The 13,754-nt window shown below is 35.9% G+C and carries 5 protein-coding genes and 2 pseudogenes; 6 read left to right on the top strand and 1 reads right to left on the bottom strand.

The features are described 5' to 3' along the window. The first annotated feature begins 37 nt into the window (after window positions 1-37). Window positions 38-1,212 (top strand): annotated as a pseudogene (locus BXU10_RS14320) (IS3 family transposase). 527 nt (window positions 1,213-1,739) lie between these two features. Here BXU10_RS14320 and BXU10_RS14315 read toward each other — a convergent pair. Continuing rightward, a complete protein-coding gene (locus BXU10_RS14315; RefSeq protein ID WP_078228024.1) occupies window positions 1,740-1,979 on the bottom strand; it encodes a hypothetical protein in 240 nt (79 codons plus the stop codon). A 649-nt stretch (window positions 1,980-2,628) separates the two neighbouring features. On the opposite strand from BXU10_RS14315, the gene BXU10_RS14310 reads away from it, so the two are divergent. The 5 genes and pseudogenes from BXU10_RS14310 (at window position 2,629) to BXU10_RS14290 (ending at window position 13,610) form a co-directional block, all read left to right on the top strand. Beyond that, on the top strand, window positions 2,629-3,042 hold the full coding sequence (locus BXU10_RS14310) for a response regulator (RefSeq protein ID WP_078228836.1): 414 nt from the start codon (window positions 2,629-2,631) through the stop codon (window positions 3,040-3,042). A gap of 447 nt (window positions 3,043-3,489) precedes the next feature. After that, a pseudogene (locus BXU10_RS14300) lies at window positions 3,490-4,664 on the top strand (IS3 family transposase). A 195-nt stretch (window positions 4,665-4,859) separates the two neighbouring features. Next, window positions 4,860-5,012, top strand: a complete 153-nt coding sequence (locus BXU10_RS25760) for a hypothetical protein (protein WP_369803405.1) — start codon at window positions 4,860-4,862, stop codon at window positions 5,010-5,012. Window positions 5,013-5,085: 73 nt separating this feature from the next. Further along, a complete protein-coding gene (locus tag BXU10_RS14295) occupies window positions 5,086-6,120 on the top strand; it encodes a hypothetical protein (protein ID WP_078228023.1) in 1,035 nt (344 codons plus the stop codon). A gap of 674 nt (window positions 6,121-6,794) precedes the next feature. Further along, window positions 6,795-13,610 carry a DUF11 domain-containing protein gene (locus tag BXU10_RS14290; protein WP_189328093.1) on the top strand — a complete coding sequence of 2,272 codons (6,816 nt, stop codon included), beginning with the start codon at window positions 6,795-6,797 and terminating at the stop codon, window positions 13,608-13,610. Window positions 13,611-13,754: the final 144 nt, after the last annotated feature.

The following is a 13,754-nucleotide window of genomic DNA, read 5'->3' as shown; positions in this document are numbered from 1 at the left end:
GGAGTTCAAGTTAAGAACTAAATCTTAACTTTAGAGCATGAAAGAGAATCGTAAAACTTATGACCGCAATTTTAAAGAGAAAGCTGTCCAATTAAGTTATGAAAGAGATAATATCTCACAATTGGCCAAAGAACTTGGAATAACAGCACCTTTGCTGTACAAATGGCGTCAGGATTACCAAGAATTTGGCACAGGAAGTTTTCCTGGAAAAGGAAAATTAAAGCTTAGTCCTGAACAGGAAAAAATCCATGAGCTTGAAAAAAAATTAAAAGAAACAGAATTAGAACGTGATATTCTAAAAAAGGCTATAAGCATCTTTTCCAAGGGAGGTCGATGATTTATCTTTTCATAAAAGACCATGAAAAAACATATTCGATTGAAAAGATGTGCAGAGTTTTAAAAGTAAGCCCAAGCAGCTACTATAATTGGAAGCGGCAGATTCTATCAGAAAGACAGAGGAGAACTGCCCTGATAAAAGAAGAAATTACTTCAATATACTTTAATGCTAAACAGCGGTATGGAAGCCCAAGAATTACCCTTGAACTGCAAAGCCAAGGATATCAGATATCCAGAATAACTGTGGCTAAATACATGAAGCAGTTAGGACTGTACAGCAAATTGAGTAAAAAATTCAAAGTAACAACCAATTCAAAACACAATCATTTTGTTGTTCCAAATATTCTAAAAAGGGAATTTACAGCAACAAAACCAGCAAAGGCTTGGTTTTCAGACATCACCTATATACAGACAAAGGATGGATTTTTATATCTGACCATCATTTTAGATTTATTTGACAGAAAGATAGTCGGCTGGAGTTTAAGCAATGGACTAAGTACTAAACAAACTACAATGAAGGCTTGGAAAATGGCAGTTAAGAATAGAACAATTGCAGATGAATTAATATTCCATTCTGACCGGGGAATTCAATATGCCAATAAAAAATTTGCTGTTGTATTGGACTCTTATAAAAATATCACAAGAAGTATGAGCCGTAAAGGAGACTGCTGGGATAATGCAGTTGCTGAAAGTTTTTTCAAATCTTTAAAAACGGAATTGGTTTATGGCAGTAAATTAATTTCTAGAGAACAGATGGAACTTGAAATTTTTGAATACATCGAAATTTGGTACAATAAAAAAAGAAGGCATTCGGCTTTGAACTATAAAACAATTGAAGAATTTAATAAACTAACTAATTATAAAAATGTAGCTTAACTTTTTCTCCAGTTTTTGTTTGCATATCCACTATTTATTTGAAGAATAGAGAAGATAATAAAAAAGGTGCTTGCTTTTGTTTTGTTTTACCAAAAGAGTATAACTGTTAATTTTTGACGGAAGATTTTATCAGCCTACAACAAGCATTTTACTTTTTCTTTTAATAAAAGTAGTATCGAAAATTTGTTTGTGAAGCAAGAAAATAGCACTTCACTAGAATTACATCGCCTTTTAATGATTTTAATTTGGATAAAAGCTCAGAGCTTTTTGGGCAAAAAAGGCGGTCATGTTTTTTGGTACTTAGCAAGTCTTTTTTGAAGGTGTAGGCAATTTCAAAATTGATTTTTAAAAGCGCAAAGTACAACAATAAATGGCAATGTAATTCTGGAAGTAGCTGCAATAGTGGAACAATATTGGCGCAAACAGGGTAATGGCAGTGACAAAAATGAAACAAAAATTAGTTTTAGTTTGTCATTTTTCAAATAACTTATAAAAAAATCTTTGCTTGATACTATAACTTGTGGTAACTAATACCGTTTTTGAAATGTATCGAATAAAATTTTCTTTTTTAAACGGTTATTAACAATTTGAAGTGTTATTCCGATTAATGAAATGGCTAAAAAAATCATAATCAAAGTGTTTGCTTCGATAGTGATCTTTGGCTCTAGGTTTTTTCCAATAGTTATAATAATCATGGAGAATACTAAATAGTGCTCAGATTTGATTCCAATAGGAATTGTGTTTGCTAAAGTAATTGCTGTTTTCATTTTTCAGTGGTATTTGAATGAAACTTCATTTCTTGTTAATAAATAGTTTTAATTTTGAGTGTTTACTAAATCGAATAGATTATCTATCGAAGTTGCAATCACTGCTGACATTGTTAAATTGTTTTTGGAAATAATTATTTTATTAATTTTTATTTTGATTTTTTTTGTTCCTTAATTCTGACACAAATCTAAGACGATTATAAGAATTGTTTTTTGTTTTTCGATGAATAGCAGTTTGCTGTCGATGAATAATCAATCTTTATACCTGAATTACAGTTGATTATGATTTTGTGTCGATAAATTAATATTAAAAATGGAAATCGTCCTTTTTTTTTGTTTTTTTTAATATTCAGTTTACTTATTATATAGTTACAGACGTTCTACTTATATATAAGAAATTTTAAAAATCAGATGCAATGGTTATTCGATAAAAATTAGATTGAAGTATTAGGATCCCTTTTTAGATTTCGTTTTTACTGGCTTCAGGATATTTTTTATGAATGAATTACATATAAAATACCATTAGTCGACACTTTTTTTGCAGTTGTCTACACTTTATTATGAATTAACTAAAAAAGACTCTTGCTATAAAAGGAATAAAATACCTTTGAAGTTGAATAAGTATGCATCAAACTTTAAAATTAATAAAATGGCAAAATCGTTGAATATACTATTAATAGAAGATGATGCAATTGAAGTAATGAAATTCAATAGAGTACTAAAAAGTTTAGAACTCAATCATCGCATCATTGAAGCAAATAATGGAGAAGAAGCAGTTGATGTATTAAAAAGGAAAGAAATAATACCAGATGTTATTATTTTAGACCTTAATATGCCTAAACTAAACGGTATCGAGTTTTTATCTATCTTAAAAGCAGATGATGTATTAAAATATATACCAGCAATTATCTTAACTACTTCTAACAATCATAGAGACGTGATGGAGTGTTATAAAATAGGTATTGCGGGCTACATTTTAAAGCCTTTGAAATATGAGGATTATGTAGATAGGATAAAAAAAATACTAGATTATTGGAGCACGAATGAATTAATTTCTCAGTAAAAATAACTAGTGTTATTTTTTGAATCTAGTACTAGAGATAAGAATTAAAGCTTTAAAATATTTTTTGTTTTTTATATCATAAACAAATTGAAAACCACTTGAGATTTAAAACATTTGTAGTGTAAGAAAAAAGTAGTACTTTACGTTACAATTCTAAAAGAGGTGAATAGCTGGAATTTGAGTTGGGTTTAGCAGTAGTCTTATCTACTTTTCGTAATCAAAAACATTCGAAATAATAGAATGTATTCAGATGCCATATTCATGAAATTTTTAAAACTAAGGAGGTAACAACATGGAAAATTCTCAATTTCATTTTGATAGTGAAACATTCAATAGGATTTTCCCTTTTTATGTTTTACTAGACCACAACTTAATCATTCAAGACCGAGGTGGATGTGCTAACTTAGCGTGGAGTTCTAGTTAAGGACAAAATCTTAACTTTAGACTATGAAAGAAAATCGTAAAAATTACGACCGCATTTTCAAAGAGAAAGCAGTCCAATTAAGTTATGAAAGAGATAATATCTCTCTACTTGCCAAGGAACTTGGTATTACAGCTGCTTTGCTTTATAAATGGCGCCAAGATTATCAAGAATTTGGAACGGGAAGTTTTCCTGGAAAAGGCAATTTAAAACTAAGTCCCGAACAAGAAAAAATTCATGAACTTGAAAAAAAATTAAAAGAAGCAGAATTAGAACGTGATATCTTAAAAAAGGCAATAAGCATCTTTTCTAAGGGAGGTCGATGATTTATCTTTTCATAAAAGACCATGAAAAAATATATTCGATTGAAAAGATGTGCAAAGTTTTAGCAGTAAGCAACAGCAGTTACTATAAATGGAAAAAACAGATTGTTTCAGAAAGGCAAAAACGAGTGATTTTAATAAAAGAAGCAATAACTTCAATATATTTTAATACCAAACAGCGATATGGAAGTCCAAGAATTACTTTAGAACTTCAAAATATAGGATATCAAATATCTAGAATAACAGTCGCTAAATACATGAAGCAATTAGGTTTGTACAGTAAATTGAGTAAAAAATTTAAAGTAACAACCAATTCAAAACATAATCATTTTGTTGTTCCAAATATCTTAAAAAGAGAATTTACGGTGAAGGAACCATCTAAAGCTTGGGTTTCAGATATAACATATATTCAAACAAAGGACGGATTTTTGTATCTCACAATTATTTTGGATTTGTTCGACAGAAAAATAATTGGCTGGAGTCTAAGCAATGGTTTGAGTACTAAACAAACTACATTAACAGCTTGGAAAATGGCACTTAAAAATCGAAAAATTACAAATGAATTAATATTCCACTCCGACAGAGGAATTCAATATGCTAATAAAAGCTTTACTAATATGCTTGACTCTTTTAAAACTGTCACTAGAAGTATGAGCCGTAAAGGAGATTGCTGGGATAATGCTGTTGCAGAAAGTTTTTTCAAATCACTAAAAACAGAATTAATTTATGGGAATAAACTAATTACTAAAGAACAAATGGAACTTGAAATTTTTGAATACATCGAAATTTGGTACAATAAAAAAAGAAGGCACTCTGCTTTGAACTATAAAACTATTGAAGAATTTAATAAATTAACTAATTACAAAAATGTAGCTTAACTTTTTCTCTACTTTTTGTTTGCATATCCAAAATTAAGCTTCAAATATAATCCTTACATTTTTTTATAGTAATTTGTAAAACAGGTATTTATACTTAGTGCAAACTTATTTTATTATTGCAACTTTAATCTTGTTAATTTAAAGCAGTTACAGCAGTATAAAGTTGTCTTTTTTTGCCTTCTGAGTTGTATACGATTGTATGAGTTGCATGATTTGATTAATGATCCATTACAAATTACCAATCTTGCTTATGATCCAGCTTACAGCGAAGTAAGAAAGGATTTAGAGGAGCAATTGCACCAACTTGAGATAGAAAAACTCTGGATCAATATGCCAAAAGATGTTTAAGGCACTACAACATTCGACTAAAAACTTATTTAAAATCTAAAATTCACCCATTCAAATAGTAATAAAAAAAAGTATGTCACAAAATCTAAAAATAGAAGTAAATAAAGTAAGTTATGCAGATTTTAATAATCCTGCTGGACAAACCACCATACAAGGAACTAGAGGCGTTTCGGAGTCTGAAAATGGATATGTCGTAGTCAGTTTAGTAGGTCAGGACAATATTGTTCAGGGATTAATTTATGAAGGACCACTTAAAGGAAGCGGCAACGCAGGAATGTGGCACAATGTTAATTTTCCGCGTACACCAGAAGCTACGGTTATTAATACTTCTTGCTACGGACCCAACAACGGACCTCATGGCATGATACAGTTAGTTGAATCTTATAAAATACAAGCCTCTACTGGCAAAGCGCCAAGTGGAAATCTTGGATTCTTTTACGAAGGCCCTGTTGATGGCTCAGGAGCGTGGGTTCAGGTGTCACCTAATGGCGGGAATACCAATAATGTATTTGTTCATAGTATTATGGGCGGTCTTGCTGTGGGAAATTATGACGTTGATAATGATAAAAACGGATACGCATTTCTCTATGATATAGTCAATAAAAAATGCACAGACTTTAAAGTACCCGATTCATTAACCACTACTTTGTATGGTATTTGGCATAATGGCGGAGATAGTTATACCATGGCAGGAGGATATACAAGCCCAAAAATCGGCAAAATAAGCCAAGCCTTTTTGGTTGATTATAATTCTAAAACGAAACAAACTAGTAATTTGAAATCATTTAATTACAAAAACGAAACAGTTTTGTCTGTAATAACTCATTTTGAAGGCATTACTATTTCTAAAAAGGGTGGTTATAATATGCCATCGGATTGGCTTACGGTAAATGGAGAAAAAAATGGAGCATCATTTGTTGCTGTTAGTAGAAATTCTGACGGATCATTTGGAGAAGCAAATTGGGTAGATATTGATTTTCCAAACTCAAGCGTTACAAGTGCTAATACAGTATATCGAAATAATATTTTAGGTATTTACGCAGTCGTAGATAGTACTGATACAAAAACAGTATCTTCTTTTGTTGCAAAAGTAAATATCGAACAATAGATGGGATTTGCATTTTTTTAAAATAAAAGATCTTGTGTTTTTGTATCCATTTTTAAGCATTAACTCCACAACGTTTTTTTTTACTAATTTATGATCAATATTTTTCCCTAAAGTAAAGTCTCAATATTATCATAATAAGTTAACTTTTTTCTTCATTTTACGTTTAAATAGCAACTAGTTTTAAAACCATTCGTCGATATTTTTTATTCATTCGTCGAAGATTTTAAACAGTTTAACGAAATTAGTTATGGTCTGAAAAAAATTAGGATAATTTTATTTTAACATGTAATGTTTTTTAATCACATTTCTTTAGAGATCTTTCACTAAGGTTTTTATTAAAGGGTATGTAATAACAACACAATTGTGAAACTTTTTTTATATTATAAAATCTGTGCGTTGATAAAGATGAAAACTAACCATAATCTTTAAAATTACGCTACTATAATTTTTTTGAATTTTTATGTTTTGTTCATTTTGAAGGTCATTTATTTATGATCTTCTTAGAACAATATTTTTTTACTAAAATAGATGTTTACATCCAAAAAGTAAAAAAAAAATTGATTTGTTACTGTCTATCTAAAATATTTATTATGAAGGAAAATTTTACCTTACAGATTTTTTTTAGTTGCCTTAAGTTTTTAAAAGAACATTTATTTGCAAATTTTGTTTATAAAATGGCGTTTATACTTGCAACAGTTAAATTGCTTTCTCAAAGACCGTCGATAAAGCTTCAAATGCTATTTTGCTTGGTTCTTTTTAGCATTTTTAGTGTTGATCTTCAAGCTCAAACAGGTTGTAGGAATGTAATTCGAAATGGTACTTTTTCAGGAAGTTTTATCCAAAATGCAAATCCTAATGAAGCATGGCTTCCTGCTACAGGTGCATGGGTACTTAATACAACAACAGGAATTGCTGTTAATAATCTCAATGGAGTGACAAATTCTGCAATGACTCAAAATGTAGGAGGTATTTCTTTTACACCTGTTGCTGGTACAGTAAGCTTGTATTTTGATCTTTGGGCAGGAAATTCTGGAGATACAAATGGAGCAAGTACTGCTACTTTAACCGTTTCTCTTGGAGGTACAATATACGCTACATTTACAAATCCAACTGGAGCAGGAGCAGTAACGGCTACCCCAAGTAACGGAGCGACTATATCTGGTTTTACTGCAGGCGTGGTGCCAACAACATTTAGATTAGTGAGCTCACAGATAAGAATTGATATTCCTTGGACGCAAACGCCTGCAAACAATGTCGCTGCCTTATCTTTCTCAGCTACTACTCCTGCAGCAGGGGACGATTGGGGTGTTGATAATATATACATAGGAGCTAATTGTATAGATTCAGATCAAGATGGGGTAGTTGATGTGGTTGATATAGATGATGATAACGATGGTATTCGAGATGTAGATGAAGGTCTCACAAGTTGTTCTCCTACTATCACACCAAATCAAACCACTGCAATTACAGAAGGTGCAGCAGTAAATAATACTAATACAAGTTTATCTTCTAATTACAGAATAGTTGGTTCAACGGCAACACAAGCGAACCAAACTGTAGCTAGAGTTTCCTTGTCAGCTAGAACAGGAGCCACTAATAATGATTTTGGTATTGATTTAACCACCAATGGTTCTGTTCAGTTTACAAATAGTGCTGGGTCTGCAGCAGGACAATTTGCAGAAGTTACTTATGAATTTAACAAACCCATTGATGCTGTTTTAACATGGCAGACGGGAAATACTTTTGACGATGTAGAAGATTATAGTGTTGAATATGATGCTGGAGTAACTTCTGCCACTTATACAGCAGGAGGTACTGCAAATTTAACTGTTACACAAATACCAGGCAAAATATCGCTTAATTCAACCGTTGATATTGCTAGTGCTTCAAATCTTTGGAATATTGATTTAAAAAATGTGACACGTTTAGTGATCAGAAGATCGGATACAGGTACTGGCGGAGCAATTGGTGGAATTACCATTACGCCAGCAACATTTTGTGACAGGGATACAGATGCTGATTTAGTTCCAGATCATCTTGATGTTGATGCTGACCAAGATGGATGCTATGATGCGCAAGAAGGGGGTAGTAGTCAAACTGTATCTAGTTTTGGTACTATTGGGGGGACCTATGGAGCTAATGGTTTGTCTAGTCTAGTAGAAACGAATGACACAGCAGCTGCAGGAATTAATTACGCTATTGCACAAACCGCAGGGATAAACAATTTTATGCAAGCTTCAGTAGTTACAGCTTGTCTGACAATGGGAGTTGATAGTGATGGGGATCTTGTTTCAGATAGATATGATCTTGATGATGATAACGATGGTATTCTTGATTCAGATGAGAATACATGTGCCGTTCTAGCAAACAGAATTACAGGAAATTTTGCTGGTACGGGACCATTTACTGGGTCAACGATTGACGGTGTGAATGTGACGGCCACTGTTACTAACGCTGCAAATACTAGTGTAACAAATTCCGCAGGTACATTTGCTAATCAGCCTAGCTTTTGGAGTGAAGCGGTAAACAACTTGCCTTCTTTCCAAACTCTTTTTAATTGGGATACAGCTCCAGAAGGTTATATTGCTAACATAGATCAAGCCAATGATGATAAAGGATCTGCAATTATCACATTTACATTTAGTCAGCCGGTTTACAATCCTATTATTCATTTAGATAGGTTAGGAGGCCTTTCGGGGGTACTCCCAAATTCAGCTGTTTTTACGGTTACTACACCAGGAGCAACATTGAAAAAGCTGGCAGGAACAAGTAATTTATACGTTACTCCAACTACTTTTAGAAGGGTCACCGAAATGAATGTAAATCCTTTAATAGCACCAGTTACAGCCTCTGAGGCCTCTGCTTTACCTGAAAATGGAACAGCTGCAGGATCTTTGTTGGTAGAGGGAGTTTATACATCTTTAACATTTAACTGGACAGGAATGGGAGCCGAGGCCAGTGGAGGTGATGGTATAGAATTTATTTTCTCTTTGTGTAGAGCGGTTGATACCGATGGCGATACAATTGCGAATTTACTTGACCTAGATGCAGATAATGATGGTTGTTCAGATTCTAATGAGTACTACAACAATTCTACAAGTGCAGCTTCAGGGCAACAATTTGGTCAAACAGGAGGAGCAGTAGCGCCTGTAAATGCTAATGGGATAGTTAATTTACCATCAGCTACTTACACAGGTTCTTATACTAATGTGACTGATAATGCTGTATTTACTGTATGTACTGCTAACATAGGTATTACAAAAACAGTAAATAATGCCACACCAAATATAGGTAGTAGTGTTACCTTTTTACTTACTGCAAGCAATGCAGGTCCAAGTGCAGCTACTGGTGTAATTGTAAATGATTTACTTCCATCAGGATATACCTTTGTAAGTGCAACCCCTTCAACTGGAACTTATACGGCTGGGACAGGTGTTTGGTCAATAGGCAATTTAGCTAACGGTGCTAGTGCTACTTTATCAATTATTGCTAATGTAAATGCAACAGGAAATTATCAAAACACAGCAACTATTGCAGCAAACGAAGCCGATCCAACGCCAGGAAATAATACCTCGTCAATAACGCCAAATCCAATAAATCCATGTATTATTACTACTGAAAATCAAGACACAGATGGAGATGGTCTTTCAAATTTATGTGATTTGGATGATGATAATGATGGTGTTTTAGATACGGACGAATTAAGATGTGATTACAACCCGTCTGTTTACAATTTTGTTTCAGGAAATGGAGCTACTAGAAATCAATTGTTAATTTTTGATTGGACAGGTGCGTCTTTAACAAACGTAAATGATACTTTCACAACGTCAAAAATTATAAATGGAATTACTTACACTGCAAGAGCCACAGTTGTAACATTAGTAGGAGGGTATAATACACCAGCTCAAAGTCCAACACCTTCCATTTTGAACACATTTCCAGGAGGAGGAAATCAAATGTTTTGGAGATATGCAAATTATGGAACTAGTGCTGCCGATGATTTAAAAGGGGCTCTTGTATTTCAATTAGCAAGAGTTGTTGGAAATAAACTAAGTATCAAGTTTGATATTACTGCAACAAAAGGAGGCTTGGCGCAAGAATTTGATGCCGTTGCTTTTGATGCTGAATCAACAACAGGAGCAGAAAAAGGTTTATACACAACAAACTCATCAGATTGGGTTCTAATTGATAATATTGGTGGAATTCCTACTGCTACTCAAGCTAGTATTGTAGGTAATGAATTAAGATATGATGATACACAATCAGCTCAAAGATCTTTGTTTGCTTATACAAGAGGAGTTAACGTATCTATTGTAGGAGAGTATTCTAACGAGACAAATCTTGCTCGAACGCAAGCAATGGGTGTTGGTGTTTATTTGTATTGTGATTCAGATAACGATGGAGCATTTAATTATTTAGACCTAGATTCGGATAATGATGGATGTTCAGATTCAAATGAGTATTATGGAAACAATAGCTTTGCCAGTTCAGGTCAACAATATGGGCAAACAGGTGGGGCAGTTGCACAAGTAAATTCAGATGGTACTGTAACTGCAGCCTCATATACAGGGAGCTACACAAATGTAACAAATAATGCTGTTTCAACAGCATGTACTTCGAACATAGCTATCACCAAAACCGCAAGTAGCGCCACACCTAATATAGGCAACAACATCACATTTACCCTAACAGCAAGTAACGCAGGACCAAGTGCTGCAACAGGCGCCAATGTAACAGATGTACTGCCAGCAGGCTATACCTTTGTAAGTGCCACACCATCAGTAGGGACTTATACAAGCGGAACAGGTATTTGGTCAATAGGCAATTTAGCTAATGGTGCTACTGCAACATTATCCATCGTTGCGACAGTAAACGCTACAGGCAGTTATGCCAATACAGCAACTATTGCAGCCAATGAAGCCGATCCAACACTAGGAAACAATACGTCAACAAGTACCCCAGTACCAGTAACTGTAATTGTTGCGGTAACAGACACGACCCCTTCGGTTAATGGATTACCAGGTGGCACCACCACGGCATTAACGGGCAACGATACCTTAAATGGAAGCCCAGTAGTAGTAGGTACTGCAGCAGGGAATGTACAAATCACATCAAGTACGGTTCCAGTAGGGTCAGGACTAGTAGTAAATGCAGATGGAACAGTAACAGTTCCGGCCAACACCCCATCTGGAAACTATGCAGTAAGCTATACGATTTGTGAAGTAAACAACCCGTTGAATTGTAGTACTATTAGCTCTACGGTAGTAGTAAGTGCCCCGGCGATTGTTGCGGTAACAGAAACGACCCCTTCGGTTAATGGATTACCAGGTGGCACCACCACGGCATTAACGGGCAACGATACCTTAAATGGAAGCCCAGTAGTAGTAGGTACTGCAGCAGGGAATGTACAAATCACATCAAGTACGGTTCCAGTAGGGTCAGGACTAGTAGTAAATGCAGATGGAACAGTAACAGTTCCGGCCAACACCCCATCTGGAAACTATGCAGTAAGCTATACGATTTGTGAAGTAAACAACCCGTTGAATTGTAGTACTATTAGCTCTACGGTAGTAGTAAGTGCCCCGGCGATTGTTGCGGTAACAGACACGACCCCTTCGGTTAATGGATTACCAGGTGGCACCACCACGGCATTAACGGGCAACGATACCTTAAATGGAAGCCCAGTAGTAGTAGGTACTGCAGCAGGGAATGTACAAATCACATCAAGTACGGTTCCAGTAGGATCAGGACTAGTAGTAAATGCAGATGGAACAGTAACAGTTCCGGCCAACACCCCATCTGGAAACTATGCAGTAAGCTATACGATTTGTGAAGTAAACAACCCATTGAATTGTAGTACTATTAGCTCTACGGTAGTAGTAAGTGCCCCGGCGATTGTTGCGGTAACAGAAACGACCCCTTCGGTTAATGGATTACCAGGTGGCACCACCACGGCATTAACGGGCAACGACACCTTAAATGGAAGCCCAGTAGTAGTAGGTACTGCAGCAGGGAATGTACAAATCACATCAAGTACGGTTCCAGTAGGGTCAGGACTAGTAGTAAATGCAGATGGAACAGTAACAGTTCCGGCCAACACCCCATCTGGAAACTATGCAGTAAGCTATACGATTTGTGAAGTAAACAACCCGTTGAATTGTAGTACAATTAGCTCTACGGTAGTAGTAAGTGCCCCGGCGATTGTTGCGGTAACAGAAACGACCCCTTCGGTTAATGGATTACCAGGTGGCACCACCACGGCATTAACGGGCAACGATACCTTAAATGGAAGCCCAGTAGTAGTAGGTACTGCAGCAGGGAATGTACAAATCACATCAAGTACGGTTCCAGTAGGGTCAGGACTAGTAGTAAATGCAGATGGAACAGTAACAGTTCCGGCCAACACCCCATCTGGAAACTATGCAGTAAGCTATACGATTTGTGAAGTAAACAACCCATTGAATTGTAGTACTATTAGCTCTACGGTAGTAGTAAGTGCCCCGGCGATTGTTGCGGTAACAGACACGACCCCTTCGGTTAATGGATTACCAGGTGGCACCACCACGGCATTAACGGGCAACGATACCTTAAATGGAAGCCCAGTAGTAGTAGGTACTGCAGCAGGGAATGTACAAATCACATCAAGTACGGTTCCAGTAGGGTCAGGACTAGTAGTAAATGCAGATGGAACAGTAACAGTTCTGGCCAACACCCCATCTGGAAACTATGCAGTAAGCTATACGATTTGTGAAGTAAACAACCCATTGAATTGTAGTACTATTAGCTCTACGGTAGTAGTAAGTGCCCCGGCGATTGTTGCGGTAACAGACACGACCCCTTCGGTTAATGGATTACCAGGTGGCACCACCACGGCATTAACGGGCAACGATACCTTAAATGGAAGCCCAGTAGTAGTAGGTACTGCAGCAGGGAATGTACAAATCACATCAAGTACGGTTCCAGTAGGGTCAGGACTAGTAGTAAATGCAGATGGAACAGTAACAGTTCCGGCCAACACCCCATCTGGAAACTATGCAGTAAGCTATACGATTTGTGAAGTAAACAACCCGTTGAATTGTAGTACTATTAGCTCTACGGTAGTAGTAAGTGCCCCGGCGATTGTTGCGGTAACAGACACGACCCCTTCGGTTAATGGATTACCAGGTGGCACCACCACGGCATTAACGAGCAACGATACCTTAAATGGAAGCCCAGTAGTAGTAGGTACTGCAGCAGGGAATGTACAAATCACATCAAGTACGGTTCCAGTAGGATCAGGACTAGTGGTAAATTCAGACGGAACAGTAACAGTTCCGGCCAACACCCCATCTGGAAACTATGCAGTAAGCTATACGATTTGTGAAGTAAACAACCCGTTGAATTGTAGTACTATTAGCTCTACGGTAGTAGTAAGTGCCCCGGCGATTGTTGCGGTAACAGACACGACCCTTCGGTTAATGGATTACCAGGTGGCACCACCACGGCATTAACGGGCAACGATACCTTAAATGGAAGCCCAGTAGTAGTAGGTACTGCAGCAGGGAATGTACAAATCACATCAAGTACGGTTCCAGTAGGGTCAGGACTAGTAGTAAATGCAGATGGAACAGTAACAGTTCCGGCCAACACCCCAT

It is taken from the genome of Flavobacterium sp. LM4, from assembly GCF_002017935.1.
GTDB classification, from domain to species: Bacteria; Bacteroidota; Bacteroidia; order Flavobacteriales; family Flavobacteriaceae; genus Flavobacterium; species Flavobacterium chungangense.
Note: the sequence above shows the minus strand (reverse complement) of the source record. Positions and strands in the feature narration are given on the sequence as shown.